Below are 21,034 nucleotides of genomic sequence, written 5' to 3'. Positions count from 1 at the left end.
CGCCGCCGCCCGTTTCCGGGCGCTCTTCCGACAGGAGCACGGATGTTCCGTCAGTCGTTACTCTGGACCTCGTGTCTGGCCCTGCTCGCCGGCCCCGTGGCCTGTGCGCAGACGCAGGGCGGCAAGCCGGTGGCGAAGTCCGCCGTGTCCGCCGCGCCCAAGCTCGGCGCCGGCATCGAGTCCCGTACCCTCAAGAACGGGCTCAAGGTCATCGTCTGGCCCGACCACGACATTCCCAATGTCGTCCTCTACAACTGGTTCCGCGTCGGCAGCCGGAACGAGTACCCCGGCATCACCGGCCTGTCCCACTTCTTCGAGCACATGATGTTCAACGGCGCGAAGAAGTACGGCCCCGGTGAGTTCGACCGCGTCATGGAGGCCAACGGCGGCGCCAACAACGCCTTCACCTCCGAGGACGTCACCGTCTACATGGACTGGTTCCCGCGCTCCGCGCTCGACGTCATCTTCGACCTCGAGGCCGACCGGCTCCAGCACCTGGCCATCGACCCCAAGGTCACCGAGTCCGAGCGCGGCGTCGTGTACTCGGAGCGCCGCTCCGCCATCGACAACGACAACATGGGCGCCCTGATGGAGCAGGTGCAGGCCACCGCCTTCGTGGCGCACCCGTACCAGTTCCCCGTCATCGGGTGGCCGTCCGATATCGAGTCGTGGCGCATCGAGGACCTCCAGCGCTACTACAAGACGTACTACGCGCCCAACAACGCCACGCTCATCTTCACCGGCGCCGTGACGCCCGCGGAAATCTTCGCGCTCGCGGAGAAGTACCTGGAGCCCATCCCCTCCCAGCCCGCGCCGGAGCCCGTCCGCACCAAGGAGCCCGAGCAGCAGGGAGAGCGCCGCATCGTCGTGAAGAAGCAGGCCCAGGCCCCGCTCATCCAGCTGGCCTACCACGGCATCTCCGGCAAGGACGCGGACGTGGAAGCGCTCACGCTGCTCCTGAGCATCCTCACCAACGGCGACTCCTCGCGGCTGCACCGCCGCCTCGTCGAGGAGGAGCGCGCCGCCCTCCGCGTCAACACCCACTTCAGCCCGGGCTTCGACCCGTCGCTCGTCTGGGTCTACGCGGACTTGCCGCCCGGTGCCGACGTCGCCAAGGTGGAAGGCTTGCTCACCGAGGAGCTGGCCCGCGTCGTCAAGGACGGCGTCAGCGACGCCGAGCTCAAGAAGGCGCGCAACATCACCCTGTCCCAGTTCTGGCGCAGCCTGGAGACCAACAACGGCCGAGGCCGCGCGTTGGGCGCCGCGGAGACGTTCCGCGGTGACTACCGTCAGCTCTTCGAAGCGCCCGGCCGCTATGAGCGCGTGACGCGTGACGACGTCCGCAAGGTCGCCGCGCGCATCTTCAATTCGCAGCGCCGCACCGTTGGCTGGCTCGTGCCCGCCGACGCGCAGGCCGCCACCCCCGACTCCCGCAAGGAGGCCTCGCGATGAGCGCCCCCCTCTCCTGGAAGGCCGCGTTCACCACGCTGCTGCTGTCCTCCGTCCCCGCCGCGGCCCAGGGCTCCGCCGCTGCTCCGAAGCCCGCCACGGCGGCTGCGGCGCAGCAGGGCGTGACGCTCCCCAAGGCCACCACCGTCACGCTGAAGAACGGCGCGAAGCTCCAGCTCGTGGAGCGCAAGGAGCTGCCGCTCGTCTCGTTCAGCGCGTGGGTGCGCGGCGGCGCCCTGGGCGACCCCGCTGGCAAGGAAGGCCTGGCCGCGCTCACCGGCGAGCTATTGCAGAAGGGTGCCGGCAGCCGTGATGCGCGCCAGTTCGCCGAGGCCGTGGACGGCGTGGGTGGCGAGCTTCAAGTGGCCGCCAACCTGGAGGCCCTGGTCATCAGCGGCCAGTTCATGTCGCGCGACACCGGGCTGATGGTGGAGCTGCTCACCGACATGCTCACGCGCCCGCGCTTCGACGCGAAGGAGCTGGAGAAGGTCCGCGCGCGCAAGGCCTCGGAGATCGCCGCCGCGAAGGACGGCGACCCGCGCATGCTGATTGGCGCGTACTTCCAGGCCTTCCACTTCGCCGGGCACCCGTATGGCACGCCTGTCAACGGCAGCGAGGCGTCACTGCCCGGCCTGTCCCGCGAGGACGTGCTCGCGTACGCGAAGAACCACCTGGGCGCGGACCGGCTCATCCTGTCCGTGGTGGGTGACTTCGACGCGAAGGCGCTCGCGAAGAAGCTGGAGTCCTCGCTCGGCGGCTGGGCGCGCGCCGCCACGCCCGCGCCCACCGTGCCCGCCACCGCCGCCTCCAAGGGCCGGCGCGTGCTGCTGGTGGACAAGCCGGACGCCACCCAGACGTACTTCTGGATTGGCAACACCGGTATCTCCCGCGATGACCCGGACCGGGCCTCGGTGCGGGTCGCGGAGACGGTGTTCGGTGGGCGCTTCACCTCGCTGCTCAACACGGAGCTGCGCGTGAAGTCCGGCCTCAGCTACGGCGCCAACTCCGTGTTCATCCGTCACACGCGTCCGGGGCCCGTCATCATCGCCTCGTACACGAAGACGGAGTCCACCGGCCGCGCCATCGACCTGGCGCTGGAGACGCTCGCTGGCTATCGGAAGTCCGGCATGGATGACGCCATGCTCGCCTCCGCGAAGTCGTACGTGCTGGGGCAGTTCCCGCCCACGCTGGAGACCGGGACGCAGGTGGCGGGCAAGCTGTCGGAGCTGGCCTTCTACGGCCTGGATGCCAGCGACGTGGATGGTTTCGCCAGCGCCGTCTCCGCCACGACCCGCGAGGGCGTGCACGGCATCATCCAGCGCAAGCTCCCCGCGCCGGAGGACCTCACCTTCGTCCTCATCGGCAAGGCGTCGGACATCCGGGAGGCGGCTCGCAAGTACGGCACCGTCACGGAGATGAAGATTTCCGACAAGCACTTCGCGCCGCCCGCGAAGCGCTGAGACTCGCCGCGCACCGCCGGACCCGGACATTGTCGGGCCGGCGGTGCCTTCGGGGCGGAGTCCTCTGTCCCGAACGCAGCCCATCTGGCCGCCCAGCAGGAGATGTCAGAGGCCCTCGGTAGGGTGCTCGGCGCTTCATCCTCCATGGGGGTCATATGCGTTTGCGTCACTGGTCGCTGCTGCTGGTGCCCACCTGTGCTGCCTGGCTTGGCTGTGCGGGTGGCGAACCGGGTTCCGCTTCGGACTTCGGCGACGGACAGTCGCCCGTGAGTACGGACCGTCCCTCGGGCGACGGAACGGGCACGGACGAGCCGCGGTCCGACATCGGTGAGCCCGGTGATTCCGACGACGTGGTGTTGGTGACGCAGACCACGCGCTTCCACACGTCGGTGGGGGTCGCGGAGCGCCAGGAAGACCTCTCCGCGAATCCTCCTGAAATCTACGTTCCCTCCGGGAACACGTTCAGCGTCGTGTCGGGCTCGGCGTCTCCGGAAGGTTGGCGCTTCACGGGCATCCCGTCCGGTGCGTACTACCTGCGAACGGGCAACAGCTTCGTCGTCACGTCCGCGCGCGCCGTCGACATTGGCAGCAACCGGCTGGGCCGTCCCGATACGGTCTTCAGTGATTTGTTCTGGTCGCCCGTCCAGGTGAACCTCGTCAACCTGGCGCCATGGGTGCCCTACGGAGGCCTGACGCAGCCGGGCTCGAGCCTGCAGGTCGCGTCCGCACAGGTGGACCTCTATGGCGGCGTGAATGTCTTCGACGAGGTGCTTGAAGGACAGACGCACCTGCTCAGCAACAACGCGGAGGTGTTGGTGAGCAGCGGCTATTCGCTGCCTGTCTTCGAGGCTGGCCGGGGAGACCGTCTGTACGTGAGCCAGCACGGCCAGATGGACGCTGGGACGCTGCCGGACGGGACCCCGCTGGCATATTCGGCCCTGGTGCGCAGCGTGGAGATGGGGGCGTTCGACTTCGCCCCGGATGGCATCACCCCCATGCCGTTGACGGGCGTCATGCGCCCCGTGCCGATGACGGAGTTCCCCATCGAGTGGCGCCTGCCGGACTTCACCCGGTATGCACAGGCGGTGCACCCGCTCGCCACGGCCAGCTACCCCTCCTTCTTCGTCATGCCCGCGGCCCACGGCCTGAGCGACGGCTGGGTGGGGTACTCGGGGGAGGCGCTGTCCCTGATGTTTCCGCGGGGCACTTCGTTCAACTTCACCCGGCGCTTGTCGTACGGCAACCCGTTCCCATCCTCGTGGGAGATGGTGGGCGGAGCGCAGTACTCATTCCGCGTCCAAGCGGAGGTGCCGGGGGGCTCCGGGCTCTGGGCCTACCTGTCCGGCAACATGTATACCTACGAGCGACTGGACAGCCTCGTCGCAGGGCCCATCCTGCCGCGCGTGTCTCCGCCGCGTGAGCTGACCATTGACGGTCTGCCCGCCAGTGATTCCCGTGAGGTGGGCTCCGCGAGTCCCGTCATCGCGTGGCTGCCTCCCATGGTGGGGTCACCCGCCGCCTACCGGATTGCCATCTACCGGTTCCGGGAGGATGTCCGTATCAGCGTGCTGCATGGCAGCGTGACCGTGCCCGGCTCGCTCACCCAGGTGCGGCTGCCGCCCGGGACGCTGGCGCCAGAGGGCATCTACTACCTGCGTGTCTCGGCCGTGGAGGCTCCGTACTACGAGATGGAGCGCTTCCCGTTCAGCACCGTGGACCGGTTGCCCCAGGCGCGCGCGGACACTCTCAGCTCGTTCTTCACCACGCCGTGAGGCGCGGTCGCTGAACCCAGGGCCCGCTACTTCGCCGTCAGCGCGCGGTAGCGGGTCATGCACTTCTGGAAGCGCTGGTCCACCGAGCGCGCGAACCACGCGGTGGTCAGCTCCCGCTTCAGCTTCGGGCTCTGGAGCGTCACCCGGGGAAGCTGGGCATAGGACGGCGATTCGCCCGTTTCCCGCTGGTAGACACGTTTCACCGCGCGGAACGTGTCGGTGGATTCGAAGTCCGGCTCCTTCTCCTTGCGCACGTCGCGGCGCACCTGCCGCTCGCTGAGCTCCTCCGGGGCGAAGCGCTGACGGAAGGCGAGCAGTGCCAGCAGCGACTTGCTGTCCTCGCTGCGCGGCTGCCCCTGCTTGTCGTAGAGCTGGAGGTCTCCGTCGGGCGCCAGGGGGTGGCCGGTGAGACGGCTCACCTGCGACTGGAGCGCGGCGTTGCGGGAGGCATAGACGCCCGCGTTGTAGTCCGCGAAGCGGAAGAGGGGCTCGGGGTATGCGGCCTCGTAACCCAGCAGCCGCGCGGTGCCGTAGCGCACGCCGCCCGCGCGGGTGTACATCGACTCGCGCACCTCGGCCGGGTCCGCGTCCTCGCCCGCCTTCTGCATCGCGTAGCGCACGCTCACCTGCATGGAGCCGGCGGTGGTGACGGGGTTGAACTCGTGCAGGTTCCCCGAAGCGAAGACGCCACTGGCGAAGTCCACGACCTTGAAGGTGCTCGGGAATTCGTTCTCGTAGTACGCGAGCATGTCGCGGAAGAGCCGGTCCAGGTCGCGCTCGGTGCGCAGCGCGCGCAGCCGTTCGTCGAACGTCTTCTTGCTGCCCTTCGCCCGGCCTTCCAGCACCGACGCCAGGACCTTGCGGCCCAAGGGGCCCAGCTTGTTCGCGTGCTCCTCCAGGCGCGCGCGGACCATCTTCGGAAGCCCCGCGACAGCCGGGTCGACCTTGTAGCCGGACTCCTGTTCGATGACGGCCAGCACCGAGCACACCGCGGGCGGTGACGGGGCAATCTCCTCCACCTCCAGCGCGGCCAGCACGTCGCGCGCCCAGCCCTCGCGGTCCTGGAGCTGTGGCGGCATCAGCTTCGCGACCTGTGACGCGGAGAGCCGGGGCGGTGGTGGAATGGACGGCTGGGCCGAGCCCGCTCCGCGCGGCGCGCATGCGGTCATCGAACCCAGTGCCACCAGCATGCCCAGCCAGGCGCGGCCACGGTGTGCGGACGGTCGCACAGCGGTTGTCTCGTGGGCACCGGGGCCCGAGTCGCGGCGGGGCACCTGCGTCCAGGTGGGCTTCGCAGTGAGTGTCACCCACAGGCCGCGCCACGCACGGCGCCAGCCGGACGTGTGGGACCGCGGTGGAATGGGCTCCTGCATGCGCTCGCCTCCGAGGCTTGGGCCCCGATATCTCAGGAGGCGCGCGGCGCTGGCGAAAGCCAGGGGCCCTTGCGCTTGCCCGGTGTGCGGACGAGCGACCGGGCTTCAGGCGGTGATGACGCCGGGCAGGGCCTCCCTGTGGGCAGGCCCTACCACGGCGCGGGCTTGTCTCAGCGGCGGATCTGCACGTCGCGCGCGACGGTGCGGCCACCCATGAGGACGAACTGCGCACGCACCGGCGTGCCTTCCCGCAGCTGACGCAGCGGCACCTTCCGCCCCTGCCGCAGGCCACGGCTGCGCGGGTCCAGCTCCAACTCGTAGACGCTGCCCTCCCGGTCCTTCACGATGAGGGTGTTCTGCTTCACCTTCGTGACGCGCCCGTTCACGGAGCTGGAGGCGATGATGACGTCCTCCAGGGGCGTATTGCCCGAGCCGCCCTGGCCTGTCTCCACCGTCGCGTCCTGCGCCGCGCGCGCCGCGCCCAGGTACCAGTCCTCATCCTCCCGGGCCTGGACCGCCTCGGAGCCAATCATCACCCGGCTCGGGGGCACCTGCGGCTGCGTCCACGGCGCGGAGGACTCCGCCATCGGATCCGGGGCGCGCACGGGTGTGCCCTCCAGCGGAGCCACGGACGTGTCGCTCAGGGCCGTGGGCGCTCGCGCCGGGGGGTTCATCCGGGGCGCCCGTTCCTGTACCGCCATCGCGGGCTGGAGCGCCGCGGGCTCTGTCGAGCCGTTCACCGCCATCACGGGCTCGCGTTCAATGGCCCTGGCCGTCTTGTCCGCTTCCACGCCGCTGTGCGTGACCACCGCCGCCCGAGGTTCCCGCTCACGGCAGCCCGTCGTCAACGCGAAGAGTCCCAGCATTCCCACCCACGCCCATCCGCTTCCCATCCTGTGCCCCTCGAGTTCCCACTCGTTCCGTTTCGCGGCTTCCAATGCAAACTGTGTGCGCCGGCCCCTCGGTGGGAGCCGTGCGTTGGAAATTCGCGATGACAGTTGGACACTCGTCACGCCGCCAGCGCGCGGGCCACGGCCTTCACGTGTGAGCGCACCAGTTCGCGCGCGCCCATCAGCTCCGTGGCGTCCTTCGGCGCATAGCCCAGGCACAGCACCACGTCGTCTTCCGGCGATGCGCGCACGCCCAGCTTCACGTAGTCCACGGTGCGCGGCACGGGCTCGCCATCGGCGTCCCGGTTGAAGCGGCCGAACACCGTGGCATTCGTTCCCCGTCGCGGCGCCGTCTCCTTCAGGGCGAACATCCGCCGAATCGCGGCGAGCGCCTCCGGCTGCTCCATCAGCACTTCCGGACGCGCGGGCCCGGCCAGCTCCCACTCCAGCAGGCGCAGGCAGCCGCGGACGAACTCCACGTCGGTGATGACCAGCCCGTACAGGTACCAGTCCGCGCAGGCCACCTGCACCAGCTTCGCCTGGGCGTCCGTCAGCCAACCGAACGAGGGACAGGTGAACGTCTCACAGACGGACGAGCGGTACACGCCGCAGTCCCGCAGGTCCGTTCCGCCCGTCACCAGTGGGTGGGCCAGGCAGCCTACCTGCTTGCGCTCGTTGTCCAGGAAGCCCAGCAGCGGACACACCCGCACGGCGGAGAACATGGGCTCGGCGCGCCGGGCCGCCAGCAACTCACGGGCGGCTTCCTGCCACGCCGAGGCTTCCCAGGGCACGCGGCGCAGCCGCTCCGTCTGCATGGAGAGCTGCTCCGCCACGGCCAGGCGGGAATGGTCCCGGAAGTTGTAGAGGCCGCAGCAGGCTCCGCACGACGCGCCTCCACCGGGCTGGCACAGGTGGAAAGAAACAGTCACGCTTTACATCTTACGAGCTCCAATGATTCATGCAGGAGAATCGTCGGGAGCGTCGTCTCAGAACCATTCCGGGCGCATGCGCGCGTAGGAGTCCTCTCCTGTCCGGCACAGCCGGGCGAGCAGTGGCACTCGGGGCAGCTCCACCGCGAACCAGTACTGCGCCGCGGCCAGCTTGCCCTCGTAGAAGTCGGCGTCCGGGGCGCCGCGCCCCAGCGCCTCCTTCGCCGCCGCGGCCTGGGCCAGCCAGCGCCAGGCCACCGCGAGCACGCTGAACAGCTCCAGGAAGTCCGCGCTGTGCCGCAGCATCAACTCCACCTCGCCGGACATGCCACGCGCGCCCAGCTCCGTCACCACGGTGGTGGTCTCCGCAAGAGCCTGTTCGAGCGCTTCGCCCCACTCCGGCGTCACGCCCGCCGCGCGTGCTCGCGCCACCGTGGTGCCCACTTCCTCCGCGAAGGACTGGAGCGCCGCGCCGCCTCCGGCCACCACCTTGCGCCCCAGCAAATCCAGGCCCTGGATACCGGTGGTGCCCTCGTGGATGCTGTTGAGCTTCTGGTCTCTCAACCAGGCCTCGGGCAGGTACTCGCTGGAGTAGCCGTAGCCCCCATGCACCTGCACCGCGAGCGCATTGGCCTCGAAGCCGCGCTCGGCGGGGAACGACTTGGCCACGGGCGTCAGCAGGTCCACCAGCAAGCCCGCGCGCTGGCGCGTGGCTTCGTCCTGGCCATGTCCCGCGAGGTCCGCCTGGTACGACGCGGCGAGCAGCAACGACAGGCCGCCTTCGACGATGGCCTTCTGCCGCAGCAACATCCGCCGCACATCCGCGTGTTCGATGATGGGCGTCTGCGGCCGCGTGGCGTCGCGCACGCCCGTGGGCCGGCCCTGGGGGCGCTCACGCGCGTAGGCCACGGCCTCGTGGTACGCCACCGTCGCGGTGGCCACCCCGTTCATGCCCACCATGATGCGCGCCTCGTTCATCATCTGGAACATGCACGCCAGCCCTCGGCCGGGAGGTCCCACCAGCCAACCGTGGCAGTCACCCGACTCGCCATAGTTGAGGGCCAGGCTGGGGATGCCCTTCCAGCCAATCTTGTGGATGACGCCCGCCACGCGAACGTCGTTGTCCACCAGCGTGCCGCCCTCCGGCCGCCGCGAGGGCACCGCGAAGAGGGAGATGCCCCGCGTGCCGCCCTCCGCGCCTTCGATGCGCGCCAGCGTCAGGTGCACCACGTTCTCGCTGAAGTCCTGGTCCGCGCCGCTGATGAAGATTTTCGAACCCTGGATGCGCCAGCTGCCGTCCGGCGCGGGCGTCGCGCGGGTCCGCACGTCCGCGAGGCTGCTGCCCGCCTGCGGCTCGGTGAGGGCCATGGTTCCCGTCCATTCGCCCCGGTACATCGGTTCCATGAACGTCGCCTTCACCTCCGGCGTGCCGAACACCTCCAGCAGGTGCGCCGCGCCCAGCGTCAGGCCCAGCCAGGCGTAGACGCTCAGGTTGGCCGCCATGAGATAGGCGGTGGACACCGCGTGCACGGTGAGCGGCAGTTGCTGTCCGCCGACGTCGGGTGGGCGCGTGGCGGTGAGCAGGCCCAGCTCCACCAGACGCGGGTACAGCTCGCGCATCAGCGGGTGGACGTGGACGCGCCCGTCGCGGAAGGACGGGGGCTGAGCGTCCATGTCGCGGTAGGTGGGGTAGAGCACCTCGCGCGCGAAGCGACGCGTGCTGTCCAGCAGCAGGCTGAAGGTGTCGCGGGAGTGCTCCGCGAACGCGGGCAGGGCACACAGCGACGTGGCATCCAGCACCTCGTAGAGCTGGAAGTCCACGTCGCGGTCCGACAGCAGCGGATTCGGGCGGGGCGCGGTCGTCATGCCCCGGTGTTAACAGGCGCGTCAGTAGGACGCGAAGGCAGACTCGAAATCGAGGTCGTCGTCCGGAGTGTCGTCCCGGATGTCGCGCACCGCGTCGGGCCGGGCGGTCCACTCCTCCGGTGGACTGTCGTCACCCTCCAGCGGCAGGACGGACACGCCGAGCAGCGCCATGGTCAGGGCCGTCTCCATGGACTCCATCAGCGGCTCCTGGGAGCGGTGCCACCAGCGATGGTGCCCCCGCTTCCGCCGACGCAGCCGCTCCAGGCAGGAAGGGCCCAGCACCTGGACGCCGGCGCCGCCCAATGCGGTGAGCGACAGTCCACAGGTCATGGAGGACACGCCATGCGGCCGTCCCCGATAGGGGCGCAGCGGTGCGTGTGTGTCCAGGGGAAGGGACGTCGCTGGCTGGGCCGCCAGGGGCCGCGCGGATGCGCGCGTACCACCCCGCACGCGCCACGGCGCGGGACGAACTCGACGGGGAGATGGGCTCCACATGGGGGTGTCACGCTCCTCACGCGGCCTATCCCTCTCAGGCGATATCCGCTTGCGGAAGGTGGTGTCCCTCCCCCGAACCCGCCATGTGGGAGTTGCTCGTTCCCTGGCCGGAGGGTGGCAGTGCGGCAAGGACAAAGAGGGCCTGCCTGCCCGCCTGCCCACTCCCAGCCGCTCCGCGTACAGCGGGCGGACGCCGATGCCCAACGTCCTCCATCGCCTCTCATTGCGTCGCGATGGCAGGGTTTTGTGCCTGCGTGCCATGGTTCCCATGTTTGATGTCTTTATATGGGAGATGTCTGGAGCTGTTTGGCATGGCGGGCGATGGGGCTGTCTGGTTTGTCCGTGTAATGACAGGCATCTGCGACCGCGGGGCATTGACACGGGAGGCTGGCGCGCCCGCCTCCCTGGCCGCCCGGCGTGGGACCCGCCCCGCCTGGGGACTGTCGGCTGTTGAAAAGCCGTCTCCCGCCAGGAGGGTGTGGCCCGTGCGGGCTGTTAAGGTCGGGTGCCTTCCATGACGCACCCCCTCCGTAGTCCTCCGGCTGCGGCCCCGGAATCCCAGCGCCCGGTGCCGGCGCTCCCTGGCGCAGACGCCTTGCAGTTGCTCTTCGAGAGCATCCCCCAGCTCATCTGGGTCACCCGCGCGGACGGCCACCACGAGTACTTCAACGCCCGTTGGTACTCCTATACGGGCCTCTCCCCCGAGCAGTCACTGGGGGCGGGCTGGCAGTTGGCTTTCCACCCCGATGACCTGGAGGTGGCGGGCCGGCGCTGGGCGGAGTCCCTGCGCACTGGTGAACCCTATGAGGTGGAGTACCGCTGCCGCCGGCATGACGGCGTGTGGCGCTGGCACCTGGGACGGGCGCACCCGGTGCGCGACGACAGCGGACGCATCGTCAAATGGTTCGGCACCTGCACGGACATCGAGGAGCAGAAGCGCGCCGCGGAGTCCCTGCGCGTGCTGGCCGAGGCGGGCGCGCTGCTGTCGTCGTCCTCGCTGGATTACGAGGCCACGCTCGCGGCGCTGACGCGGCTGGTGGTGCCGTCGCTGGCGGACTGGTGCGCCATCGAAATCGCCTACGAGGATGGCTCCACGCGCCAGGTGGGCGTGGCCCACGTGGACCCGGAGAAGGTGCGCTACGCGGAGGAGCTGCGCGTGCGCTACCCGCCGCGCCATGAAGACCCCTCCGGCGTGTTGGCCGTCATCCGCACGGGGACGCCGATGGTGCTCAATGATGTCCCGGACGCACTGCTGGTGGCCGGGGCTCGTGACGCGGAGCACCTGCGCATCTTGCGGCAGCTGGGGCTGTGCTCCGCCATGATGGTGCCATTGACAGCGCGAGGCCGCACCATTGGCGCGCTGTCGCTGGTGCACGCGGAGTCAGGCCGGCGCTTCGCCCAGGCGGACCTCCTGCTCGCCACGCAACTGGCGGAGCGCGCCGCGGTGGCGCTGGACAACGCCCGGCTCATCAAGGACGCGCGGCGGATGGAGCTGCGCTTCCGCTCGCTGGTCACCGCCTCCACCCAGGCCGTCTGGGTGACGCGCCCCGACGGCGACATCGAGGAGGACAGCCCTTCCTGGCGCGCCTTCACCGGACGGACGTATGCGCAGTGGCGGGGACACGAGTGGCTTTCGGCCGTGCACCCGGAGGACCGGGACGGGGCGGCGCGGAGCTGGTTCGCCGCGGTGGAGCAGCGTCGCCCCTATGACACGGAGTACCGCCTCTCCCGTCCGGAGGGGCACTACACCCCCGTGCGCGTGCGCGCGGTGCCGGTGCTCAATCCGGACGGCGGCGTGCGCGAATGGGTGGGCACCACCACGGACATCTCCGCCCAGCGCCAGGTGGAGGACGCCGCCCGCCGTCTGGAACGTGAGGCGGCCGCCCGAAGGCTGGAAGCGTTGCGCGCGGAGGTGAGCCTCGCCCTGGCTCGCGAGGCCGCCTTGCCGGAGATTCTCCAGGACTGCGCTGACGCCCTGGTGACGCACCTGGGGGCGCAGACGGTGCGGCTGTGGCTGTACTCGCGCGACAGTCACACCCTGGAGCTGGCGGGGAACGCGGGCCCCACCGCGCCGCCGCGCGACAAGTGGATGCGGGTCCGGGTGGACGGCCCCAGCATGGTGAGCGAGGTGGCCCGCCTGCGCACCCAGCTCCGCGTGGACGACCTGACCCACGACACGCGCGTCCTGGACCGCGCCTGGTTGGAGGAGGCGGGCGTGCGCGCGTTCTCGGGCATGCCGCTGACGGTGCGTGGGCAGCTGGTGGGGGTGCTCGGCGTCTATTGCAGGGAGCCGCTGGGCGAGGACGCGGCGGCCGCGCTGGCGGCGGTGTCGGACGCCATCGCCCAGGGCGTGGAGCGCCGCCGCGCCGAGGAGGGGTTGCAGCAGCGCGCCCAGGAGCTGGCGCGCTCCAATGAGGAGCTCCAGCAGTTCGCCTACGTGGCCTCGCACGACTTGCAGGAGCCGCTGCGCATGGTGGCCAGCTACACCCAGCTGCTGGGCCGGCGCTACAAGGGCAAGCTGGACGCGGACGCGGACGAGTTCATCCACTACGCGGTGGATGGCGTGAACCGCATGCAGCGGCTCATCCAGGACCTGCTGACCTATTCGCGGGTGGGCACGCGGGTCCGGGGCATCCGCCCGTGCGATGCGGGACGGGCGCTGGAGCGGGCAACCGCGAACCTGCAGGCGGCCATCCAGGAGACACAGGCCTCGGTGGAGCACGGCCCGCTGCCGGCGGTGCTCGCGGACGAGACGCAGCTCACGCAACTGTTCCAGAACCTGGTGGGCAACGCGCTCAAGTTCCACGGCGCCGCGCCGCCCCGGGTGCGAGTGTGCGCCGAGCCGCGGGGAGAAGAGGTCCACTTCACCGTGCGCGACTGGGGCATTGGCATCTCCCCCGAGTACTTCGAGCGCATCTTCGTCATCTTCCAGCGGCTCCACGGCAAGGCGGAGTACCCGGGCACGGGGATTGGTCTGGCCATCTGCAAGAAAATCGTCGAGCGCCATGGTGGCCGCATCGGCGTGGAGTCCCAGCCAGGTGAAGGCACGGCCTTCTGGTTCACGCTGCCCGCCGCACCGTCCCATCCGGAGTCTTGAGACATGCGTCACGACGCGACTGGCAGCCCGATTGAAATCCTCCTGGTGGAGGACAACCCCGGCGACGTGCGGTTGACCGTTGAAGCCCTCAAGGAGGGGAAGGTGCGTAACCGCCTGTCGGTGGCGCGCGACGGCGTGGAGGCGCTGGCCTTCCTGCGGCGCCAGGGCGCGTATGCGGACGCCGCCCAGCCCGACCTCATCCTGCTGGACCTCAACCTGCCCCGGAAGGATGGGCGCGAGGTGCTGGCGGAAATCAAGGTCGACCCGGCCTTGCGCCGCATCCCGGTGGTGGTGCTCACCACGTCGAAGGCGGAAGAGGACATCCTGCGCACCTACGACCTGCACGCGAACTGCTACATCGCCAAGCCGGTGGACCTGGAGCAGTTCATTTCCGTAGTGCGCTCCATCGACGACTTCTGGTTGTCCGTCGTCCGCCTGCCTCCCAAGCCCGAGGCTTCATGAGCGACGGGAGCATGGATGGGCGCCCCCTGCGCCTGCTGCTGGTGGAGGACAACGCGGGCGACGCGCGGCTGCTCCAGGAGGAGCTGAAGGAGATTGCCACCGCGCACTTCGACGTCCTCCACGTGGAGCGGCTGGCGGACGCGGTGCGCGTGCTGGGCGGCGCGGGCGTGGACGCGGTGCTGTTGGACTTGTCGCTGCCGGATGGGCAGGGGCTGGCCAACATCCCCCTGCTGCTCAACGCCGCGCCGTCGGTGCCGCTGGTAGTGCTCACCGGCACGGACGACGAGCAGCTGGCGGTGCAGGCGGTGCACGAGGGCGCGCAGGACTACCTGGTGAAGGGGCAGGTGACGGGGCCGCTGCTGGTGCGGGCGCTGCGCTATGCCATCGAGCGCAAGCGGGTGGAGGAGGGGCTCAAGCGCGAGGAAGCGGCGCGGCAGACGGCGGTGTTCCGCGAGCAGTTCCTGGGCGTCCTCGGGCATGACCTGCGCAACCCGTTGCAGGCCATCTCCGGCAACGCGGCCCTGCTGCTGCGCTACGGCGGGCTGGCGGAGCCGCAGCGCAAGGCCGTCAACCGCATCTCCATCTCCGCGGACCGGATGGCGCGGATGATCAACGACTTGCTGGACTTCACGCGCACCCGGCTGGGCGGCGGCTACCCGCTGACGCGCGCCCGGGTGAACCTGCACGAAGTGTTGCGGCAGGTGGTGGAGGAGCTGGAGGTGGCGCACCCCATGCGCCGTTTCGAGCTGGCCCTGTCCGGCAATGGCTGGGGCGAATGGGACGCGGACCGCATCGCCCAGGCGGCCTCCAACCTGGTGGGCAACGCCGTGCAGTATTCGCCCGAGGACACGTCCGTCAGCGTGTCCGTGCGCGATGTGGAGGGCGGCGTCCGGATGGAGGTGCACAACTGGGGGCTGCCCATTCCCCAGGAGCGGCTGCCTCACATCTTCGACCCCTTCGTGCGCGCGCAGGACATGCGCAGCGCGCAGCGCAACGGGCTGGGGTTGGGGCTCTACATCACCCACGAAATCGTGCGGGCCCACGGCGGCCTGGTGCAGGTGACGTCCACGTCGGAAGAGGGCACGCGCTTCTGGCTGTGTCTGCCCCGCTTCGAGAAGCCAGACAGGCTTTCGCGTTAGCCGCCTGCCTGCTGGGTGGGCGGACGTCCCTGCCTCGGACGGTCGGGGAAGCAGCGCCGTGAACGGCGGGACGACACACCTTTCCAGGGTGAAGGCAACGTGGCCGTGCTCGCCTCCGTGGCGCGCGGCCCCAGAAAGCGAGGGTCAGCTCATGGAAATCCTTGGTGCCGCCATCCTGGGAGTCGTCATCTTCTCCGTCCTCATCATGGGCGTGATTCTGGGCGGAGCCATGGGGAACAAGCAGGAGCGCCATCTGCGCGAGATTACCGAGCGACAGCAGGCCGCTGGCATCACGGGCGACGTCACGATGAACGACAACGCCTTTGCGTGCCCATCGGACCGGACCGCTCAGGCGTAGCGAGGGAGGCCGCGCGCGTGCCGTCCAGCTCAGGCCGTGCCGTCCACCGGGAAGTGGGCGGCCACCAGGACCTCGAGCTGTCCGCGCACGGCCGGCGCCAGGCGCATGTGTCCCAACCAGCGCAGGTGTTCGGGCCGCAGCCGCGCGAGCATCCGGGCCACCTGACGGCGGCGGTGCTCGGGCGGGGCCTCGCGGAACCAGGCAGAGGCCTCCCGGCAGAAGAACGACAGCGCGTCCGCGGTGTCCAACAGGGACACGTCCCGCGCGTTGGCGGTGCGCGTCAGCAACTCCCGCACGCGCCGGCAGGTGGCGTCATCCGCGCCGGCCTCCTCCAACACCCGCACCGCGAGGTCGGCGCGAACCGGCGTCGTGGGTTGCTCCCCTTCATGGAAGAAGGCCGCGGCCTGCGGCGGAAGGTCCACATCTGGTCGCAGCCGGAGCGTCCATTGCCAGGCATCCACCGCGCGGTGGAACTCCGCGCGCACCCGGGGCTGCTCCAAATCATGCAGCGAGCGGTACCGCGCCAGCAGCCGGCTGAAGAGCGGTGTGGCCGAGGCCGCGTTGCGGCGCCGCACCAGACATTGGTAGCGGGTGAGGATTTCCAGCGCGGCCACGACGAGCGCCTCACTGCTCGCGCCGTCCAGATGCAAGGACAGCCATTCGGTGCTCTCCGCCGCTTCGAAGACGCGAGCGTCCCAGGCGATGGGGTCGAAGGCTGGCGCATTCCATTCGGAAGCGTCCAGGTGGAGCACGCGGCCCCCGCGCCCGGCGGCCAGGGGCGCGAGCTGCACGGTGGGAAACGCGTGCTGCACCAGTGGCCAGCCATGTCCGGCGGCGGGGCCCTCGGAACGGAAGTCGGAGAGCAGGAGCTGGCGCAGCATGGGGGCCTCTCCCTTCAGGCGGAGGAGTCGCCCGTGCAGGTTGGGCCCAAGCTGGCGTCAGGAGCCCCGCATGCCTACTCCCTCCAGGAGTCCCGGCTTCGCGTGGGCTGGTCAACAGAGGCTCCGGCGGTGGGGCGCTCCCTCGTCCCATGGGAGCGCGCACCGCCGGGGCCTGTCCGCGGATGACCGCTAGGGCCGGCCCGGATCCGCGGGCTGGTTGAAGGCGTATGCGCTGGCGCCCGGGGCCTGGTCCTCGTGGAACAGAGGGCACTTGGCGCAGGTGAAGCTATCCCAATCCTTCTTCACCGCGACGTCGATGCAGCCGCCGTAGAAGCGGCAGTGCACGTTGCGGTGCTCGTCGATGGAGAAGGACTCGGCCCGCAGCGGAAGGCGGAACTCGGTGGGTCGTGGCTGTGGACAGGACATGGTGCCTCTCTTGCCCCCCTCATGGGACGTGTCATTCCTCTACCTGTCATTGCGCCGCGTCATTCCCGGCGCGTCCGGGGCCACCCGCGCCGTGCGGTCGCACGGACTTCATGGGTGCCAACAGGAAGGGGCTGCATTCACTAACGAGGAGGGGCCCTGGCGCGCATCCACCTGGGCGCGTCCGAGGCGGGGTGGGGCGCGCCGCCCGGCTGGCGGGCGGGCGCTCATCCACCTGGGGGACGGCTCACACCTGAAGCGACTTCTCGACCTCGGACAGCTTGTAGCGGGCCATCGCCAGGTTGGCGCTGGCGCGGTGCAGGGCCACGTACAGGAACAGGCCCTCCTTGCCCGTCAGCGGGCGGATGAGGTGGTACTGCTCGCCGAGCGTGATGAGGATGTCCTCGATGCGGTCCTTGATGCCCAGCATGCTCATGGCCTTCATCTTGGCGCGCACGACCTCGGTGTTGGCCGCCGCCGCCGTCTCGATGTTGAAGGCCGGGCTGCCGCCAACGCTGCCCAGGCACATGCCGCTCTTCGAGTCCGCCAGACAGGCCGCGAAGGCCCCCTCAATCTTCAGCGTCTCTTCCAGGGACTGCTTCACGTTCGCCATGACTTCGCTTTCTATCAGCGGGTGGGTGGGTGGCTTCGCGACAGTGGAAATCAGCTCATCCAGGCCATACGTCAGTTGGCTGGAGTAGGTGCGCGGCTGCGGAACGAACATGGCCTGGGCGTCCGTCAGCGACAGCAAGGCCTCCAACTGCTCCGACATGTGGCGGCGCAGCAGGTCTCGCATGGTGTCCCGGGGAACCAGGCCCCACGTCACCAGCGTCTCGCAGAAGTTGCCCCCGCTCTGCCGGCACTCCGCCACCACCTGCTCGACGTCCTCGCGGCTGACCACCCGCTCCCGGATGAGCACCGAAGAGAAGTTGAGCGCCCCCGGCCCGTTGAGGACCGCCCAGGCCACCTTCCGCGCCACCACGAAGATCCGTCCGGACACGGAGGTGGACCGGACCACGACCTCCCCACCGAGTTTGCTCTCCAGGGCCTCATGAAGCACGGTCCGTACGACCTGGCGAGGCGCTGAAGTCTGGGTGCGGGCGACAGATTCCATGGGGGAGGGTCCAGAGTGCTCCGGTTGGGAATGCGGCGGGAGGGCGATGAATGCGTCAATATATACAGCCAGGGCAAATCATCGCAACTGGACTGTAAATTCTGGCGGAGTTTGCCAGGGGGTGGGGCGTTTGGGACTCATTCTGGGGCAGAGTAGCCCGCAGCGCAAGAATTCAAGGCCGTTGAAAAGCAGACATACATTGTCGCCGCAACGGGGGGTGAGGGCTCCTGGCGGGAGCGTGGGGTTGGCTGGCAATGGCAGACCTCCGGGGGATGGGGGCCTGCCGGGATGGGGGACGGCCAAGACGACGTCCGGAGTCTTCACCCGATGGGAGCTTTCCTCGAAGATGCGCGTGTGAACGCGTCTGCCCGAAGCCCCCGCCTCCCTCCGTCTTCGTCCCACCCCTGGTTGGGGGCCCTGGCCCTGGCCCTGGTGCTGGCACTGTCCGGCTGTTCCGCCTTCTCCCGTGCGGTGAAGGAGGGAGACGCCGCCAGCCAGGAGCAGAAGTGGGCGGAGGCGGAGGCGGCCTATCTGCGCGCGCTGGCGGCGGACCCGGAGGCCTCCGAGGTCAAGGTGAAGCTGGGCAAGGTGCGCCAGGCCTGGAGCGAGGTGGTGCTGGCGGATGCGCGCGCCGTGCACGCCTCCGGGGACCTGGATGGCGCGATGAAGCGCCTGGTGCGCGCGCTGGAGCTCAACGCGGACAACGCTTCGGCGCGGGAGCTGCTTGGCGCCACGCTGGATGCGCGCGTGGCGGCGGGCAACGTGGCGTTGAAGGCGGAACGGTTGCAGGACGCGCGCACGGAGTTCGACGCGGTGCTGTCGGTGGCGCCGGACCACGCGGCCGCCAAGCGGGGCGTGGACGGCGTGCAGGTGGCCTGGGCGCGGCGCTGGTTCGGCACGGGTGAGGGCCTGGAGAAGGCCGGCAAGCTGGGCAACGCGCTGGTGGCCTACGTCCGCGCGGACCAGGAGCGCGTGGGCGCCACCGCGGCGCGGGAGCGGGCCGAGGCCGTGCGCCAGAAGCTGCGCGACGAGGTGGCCTTCCTGGTGGTGGCCTCGCCGGTGGAGGACCGGGCCGGAGCGCCGGACGTGGCGCAGCGGCTGGCGGCCGGCCGGCTGGCGGCGATGCTGCCCACGCAACTGCCCCTGCGCGTGGTGACGGAGGCCCCGGCGGGCCGCGAAGGCGTGGCGCTGGATTTGTCACTGGAGCGGGTGCTGCCGCTCCAGGTGGTGGAGGAGTCGCAGCGCACGCAGCGCTACCTCGCCGGAAATCGCTCCGTGCCCAACCCGCGCCGCAGCGGCTTCGAGACCCAGCTCCTGAAGGCCGAGCGCACCCTGGAGGACGTGGAGCGCAAGCAGGCCGCCGCGCTGCGGGAGTACCTGCGCATGCAGGCGGAGCTGTCCATGGTGCGCGTGGCCGCGGAGCGCTGCCGCGAGCGGGAGCGCCGCCAGTGCCGCGAGGCCCTGCAGGATTGCGGCGAGGCCGCGCGCGAGGTCAGCGGCCCGGGGCAGTTCCCCAGCGAGTGCAACCCCTCACGCTGCGACAACAAGGCGTGCGTCGCCGAGGAGGTGCTGCTGGTGGCCAAGGCCGCCGCGTCCCTGCAGAAGGAGAAGGCGCTGGAGGAGGCGCTGGACAAGTCCGAGGGCCAGCGCACGCAGGTGCAGCGCCACCGCGACGCCACCTTCCGCGAGCCCATCACCGTGGAGGAGCCCATGTATTCGGACTTCGTGTTCGACGTGCAGCTCCACCGGCTCACCGTGACGGCCTCCGTCACCGCGGTGATGCGGGACCTCATCAAGGAGCAGCAGGTGCCCGCGCCCAATACTCAGGACTACGCGGTGATGCACGAGGACACGGCGCACAAGGGCTATGACCGGTACGGCGTGCTCGCGGACCCGGTGCAACTGCGCAATGAATTGGAGCTGCGCGTGGAGGTGGGCGACAAGGCGGTGTCGGACGTTGCCCGCCGCGTGAAGGAGCGCTTCGACGCCTACCGCGGCAAGCGCGTGGAGGATGCCCGCCGCGGCATGGTCCGCCCCGGTGCCGAGGACGTGGTGGAGACCGCCGTGCGCGCGCTCCTGCTCACCGCGGACGCGCCGCCGCAGGACATCCTCCAGCCGCTGGGCCGTGCGCGCGGCCTGAAGCGTCCGGAGAGCCTGGTGGGGCTGTAGGGCTTCCGCTGGCACCGTCTTTTTTTGAGACAAAAGAATGTGGAAGGCCCGCGAAAGGTGTCTTTTTTCAGGACGGCCTGTCTGAATTTCAGTCGGCCATTCCTCTATGGGCAAACCCTTAGAAGCACTGTCGTTTCAGGGTAAAGTGTAAATCCTATTTACGAATGACCGCGGGGTCTTGGAGTCCCGGTACACCTCGTTGAACAGGGAGCCATCAGAAATCCTGAATGACGGCGATGGCTTGGATGCTGGCATGGCGGCTGCTTAATCGGCCGCGAACCACTCATCCCAACAAGGATGTCCATGTCACAGTCCAAGTTCGTCGGCGCCCTCACGGGCCTGGCGCTGCTCGCCGGTTGCGGCGGTAGCGATGGCACCACCCCCGCCTCCGAGGAGACGCTCAGCCAGGGGATGTCGTGGGAGGAGTTCCTCTCCCAGGTGTATCAGGAGCCGGAGACGGGCATCTTCATCGCGGACGGTGACACGCCGTTCGCGACCGAGAAGCACCTGCGCGAGTTCTACGACAACAACGTCAAGAACGGGCAGCTCATCGTCCACCGCGTGGGCGGGGCAGATGCGAAGTGGAGCGACACGCAGAAGCTGAACCTCACCTACTGCGTGAGCACCACCTTCGGTAGCAACTACAATCGCATGGTCCAGGCGATGGCCTCGGCGACGGCGACGTGGGAAGCCGCTGGCTACGTGAAGTTCGTTCACGTGAGCGCGCAGGACGCCAGCTGCAACGCCAGCAACAACAACGTGCTGTTCGACGTGAGCCCCATCAACGCGGGTGGCCAGTACCTGGCGCGCGCGTTCTTCCCGGGCGACGCGCGCGCCCAGCGCAACGTCGTGTTCGACCCCAGCTCCTTCCAGCCCCTGGGCGTCTGGACGCTGGAGGGCATCACCCGCCACGAGCTGGGCCACGTGCTCGGCTTCCGTCACGAGCACACCCGCCCCGAGTCCGGCGCGTGCTTCGAGGACAGCAACTGGCGTGCGCTGACCACCTACGACGGCTCCTCCGTCATGCACTACCCGCAGTGCAACGGCACCCAGAACGGCGACCTGGTGCTGACCGCGAAGGACATCCAGGGCATCCAGGCGCTCTATGGCACGCCGAACGGTGAGCCGCCCCCGCCGCCCCCGCCGCCCCCGGAAGG

17 protein-coding genes are annotated in these 21,034 nt (G+C 69.6%); 9 read left to right on the top strand and 8 right to left on the bottom strand.

Annotated elements, in window-relative coordinates; genetic code table 11:
- Nucleotides 1–42 precede the first annotated feature (42 nt).
- The 3 genes from FMP39_RS23140 (at nucleotide 43) to FMP39_RS23130 (ending at nucleotide 4,681) form a co-directional block, all read left to right on the top strand.
- Nucleotides 43–1,452 carry a pitrilysin family protein gene (locus FMP39_RS23140; protein WP_194858529.1) on the top strand — a complete coding sequence of 470 codons (1,410 nt, stop codon included), beginning with the start codon at nucleotides 43–45 and terminating at the stop codon, nucleotides 1,450–1,452.
- Nucleotides 1,449–2,909, top strand: coding sequence for a pitrilysin family protein (locus FMP39_RS23135; protein ID WP_141592432.1), 1,461 nt, complete (start codon nucleotides 1,449–1,451; stop codon nucleotides 2,907–2,909). Before FMP39_RS23140 ends, FMP39_RS23135 begins: the two co-directional genes overlap by 4 nt.
- Before the next feature lie 155 nt (nucleotides 2,910–3,064).
- Complete coding sequence (locus FMP39_RS23130) at nucleotides 3,065–4,681, top strand: hypothetical protein (RefSeq protein ID WP_141592431.1); 1,617 nt, start codon at nucleotides 3,065–3,067, stop codon at nucleotides 4,679–4,681.
- Nucleotides 4,682–4,707: 26 nt separating this feature from the next.
- Here the strand turns inward: FMP39_RS23130 and FMP39_RS23125 are convergent, their stop codons facing one another.
- The 5 genes from FMP39_RS23125 to FMP39_RS23105 form a co-directional block, all read right to left on the bottom strand.
- On the bottom strand, nucleotides 4,708–6,054 hold the full coding sequence (locus FMP39_RS23125; RefSeq protein WP_141592430.1) for a DUF1615 family protein: 1,347 nt from the start codon (nucleotides 6,052–6,054) through the stop codon (nucleotides 4,708–4,710).
- A gap of 170 nt (nucleotides 6,055–6,224) precedes the next feature.
- A complete protein-coding gene (locus tag FMP39_RS23120) occupies nucleotides 6,225–6,920 on the bottom strand; it encodes a hypothetical protein (protein WP_228558268.1) in 696 nt (231 codons plus the stop codon).
- A 143-nt stretch (nucleotides 6,921–7,063) separates the two neighbouring features.
- Complete coding sequence (locus tag FMP39_RS23115) at nucleotides 7,064–7,873, bottom strand: hypothetical protein (protein ID WP_141592428.1); 810 nt, start codon at nucleotides 7,871–7,873, stop codon at nucleotides 7,064–7,066.
- A 57-nt stretch (nucleotides 7,874–7,930) separates the two neighbouring features.
- On the bottom strand, nucleotides 7,931–9,739 hold the full coding sequence (locus FMP39_RS23110) for an acyl-CoA dehydrogenase (RefSeq protein WP_141592427.1): 1,809 nt from the start codon (nucleotides 9,737–9,739) through the stop codon (nucleotides 7,931–7,933).
- Between the two features lie 21 nt (nucleotides 9,740–9,760).
- Entirely contained in the window at nucleotides 9,761–10,069 is a 309-nt protein-coding gene (locus FMP39_RS23105) for a hypothetical protein (RefSeq protein ID WP_141592426.1), read from the bottom strand.
- A gap of 733 nt (nucleotides 10,070–10,802) precedes the next feature.
- Between FMP39_RS23105 and FMP39_RS23100 the strand changes: the two genes are divergently transcribed.
- From FMP39_RS23100 to FMP39_RS23085, 4 genes are all read left to right on the top strand, one after another.
- The gene (locus tag FMP39_RS23100) at nucleotides 10,803–13,331 is read left to right on the top strand and encodes a PAS domain-containing protein (protein ID WP_228558264.1); all 2,529 of its coding nucleotides are present in this window, start codon (nucleotides 10,803–10,805) and stop codon (nucleotides 13,329–13,331) included.
- A 3-nt stretch (nucleotides 13,332–13,334) separates the two neighbouring features.
- Nucleotides 13,335–13,793, top strand: coding sequence for a response regulator (locus tag FMP39_RS23095; RefSeq protein WP_141592424.1), 459 nt, complete (start codon nucleotides 13,335–13,337; stop codon nucleotides 13,791–13,793).
- Nucleotides 13,790–14,932 (top strand): HAMP domain-containing sensor histidine kinase, encoded by a 1,143-nt coding sequence (locus FMP39_RS23090; RefSeq protein ID WP_228558263.1) that lies wholly within the window; start codon nucleotides 13,790–13,792, stop codon nucleotides 14,930–14,932. Before FMP39_RS23095 ends, FMP39_RS23090 begins: the two co-directional genes overlap by 4 nt.
- Nucleotides 14,933–15,083: 151 nt before the next feature.
- Nucleotides 15,084–15,290 carry a hypothetical protein gene (locus FMP39_RS23085; RefSeq protein WP_141592423.1) on the top strand — a complete coding sequence of 69 codons (207 nt, stop codon included), beginning with the start codon at nucleotides 15,084–15,086 and terminating at the stop codon, nucleotides 15,288–15,290.
- Between the two features lie 29 nt (nucleotides 15,291–15,319).
- Here FMP39_RS23085 and FMP39_RS23080 read toward each other — a convergent pair whose 3' ends face one another.
- From FMP39_RS23080 to FMP39_RS23070, 3 genes are all read right to left on the bottom strand, one after another.
- Nucleotides 15,320–16,171: a DUF4202 domain-containing protein gene (locus FMP39_RS23080; protein WP_141592422.1), complete on the bottom strand. Its 852-nt coding sequence runs from the start codon at nucleotides 16,169–16,171 to the stop codon at nucleotides 15,320–15,322.
- Between the two features lie 189 nt (nucleotides 16,172–16,360).
- Nucleotides 16,361–16,597, bottom strand: a complete 237-nt coding sequence (locus FMP39_RS23075) for a hypothetical protein (protein ID WP_011550925.1) — start codon at nucleotides 16,595–16,597, stop codon at nucleotides 16,361–16,363.
- Between the two features lie 244 nt (nucleotides 16,598–16,841).
- Nucleotides 16,842–17,594 carry a hypothetical protein gene (locus FMP39_RS23070; protein ID WP_228558262.1) on the bottom strand — a complete coding sequence of 251 codons (753 nt, stop codon included), beginning with the start codon at nucleotides 17,592–17,594 and terminating at the stop codon, nucleotides 16,842–16,844.
- Between the two features lie 441 nt (nucleotides 17,595–18,035).
- On the opposite strand from FMP39_RS23070, the gene traC reads away from it, so the two are divergent.
- Nucleotides 18,036–19,877: an outer membrane exchange accessory lipoprotein TraC gene (gene traC, locus FMP39_RS23065; protein ID WP_194858528.1), complete on the top strand. Its 1,842-nt coding sequence runs from the start codon at nucleotides 18,036–18,038 to the stop codon at nucleotides 19,875–19,877.
- A 297-nt stretch (nucleotides 19,878–20,174) separates the two neighbouring features.
- On the top strand, nucleotides 20,175–21,034 hold an 860-nt coding region (locus tag FMP39_RS23060), incomplete at its 3' end, for a M57 family metalloprotease (protein WP_141592420.1).

The sequence above is a fragment of the Myxococcus sp. AB056 genome, assembly GCF_006547365.1.
GTDB lineage: Bacteria > Myxococcota > Myxococcia > Myxococcales > Myxococcaceae > Myxococcus > Myxococcus virescens.
This window is presented reverse-complemented; position numbering and strand designations above follow the sequence as displayed.

Coding starts and splice junctions, on each gene's coding strand:
- FMP39_RS23125 (WP_141592430.1), bottom strand. CDS start 6,054: ATGCAGGAGCCCATTCCACCGCGGTCCCACACGTCCGGCTGGCGCCGT.
- traC (WP_194858528.1), top strand. CDS start 18,036: ATGGGAGCTTTCCTCGAAGATGCGCGTGTGAACGCGTCTGCCCGAAGC.
- FMP39_RS23095 (WP_141592424.1), top strand. CDS start 13,335: ATGCGTCACGACGCGACTGGCAGCCCGATTGAAATCCTCCTGGTGGAG.
- FMP39_RS23135 (WP_141592432.1), top strand. CDS start 1,449: ATGAGCGCCCCCCTCTCCTGGAAGGCCGCGTTCACCACGCTGCTGCTG.
- FMP39_RS23090 (WP_228558263.1), top strand. CDS start 13,790: ATGAGCGACGGGAGCATGGATGGGCGCCCCCTGCGCCTGCTGCTGGTG.
- FMP39_RS23120 (WP_228558268.1), bottom strand. CDS start 6,920: ATGCTGGGACTCTTCGCGTTGACGACGGGCTGCCGTGAGCGGGAACCT.
- FMP39_RS23130 (WP_141592431.1), top strand. CDS start 3,065: ATGCGTTTGCGTCACTGGTCGCTGCTGCTGGTGCCCACCTGTGCTGCC.
- FMP39_RS23105 (WP_141592426.1), bottom strand. CDS start 10,069: ATGACCTGTGGACTGTCGCTCACCGCATTGGGCGGCGCCGGCGTCCAG.
- FMP39_RS23080 (WP_141592422.1), bottom strand. CDS start 16,171: ATGCTGCGCCAGCTCCTGCTCTCCGACTTCCGTTCCGAGGGCCCCGCC.
- FMP39_RS23085 (WP_141592423.1), top strand. CDS start 15,084: ATGGAAATCCTTGGTGCCGCCATCCTGGGAGTCGTCATCTTCTCCGTC.
- FMP39_RS23140 (WP_194858529.1), top strand. CDS start 43: ATGTTCCGTCAGTCGTTACTCTGGACCTCGTGTCTGGCCCTGCTCGCC.
- FMP39_RS23075 (WP_011550925.1), bottom strand. CDS start 16,597: ATGTCCTGTCCACAGCCACGACCCACCGAGTTCCGCCTTCCGCTGCGG.
- FMP39_RS23110 (WP_141592427.1), bottom strand. CDS start 9,739: ATGACGACCGCGCCCCGCCCGAATCCGCTGCTGTCGGACCGCGACGTG.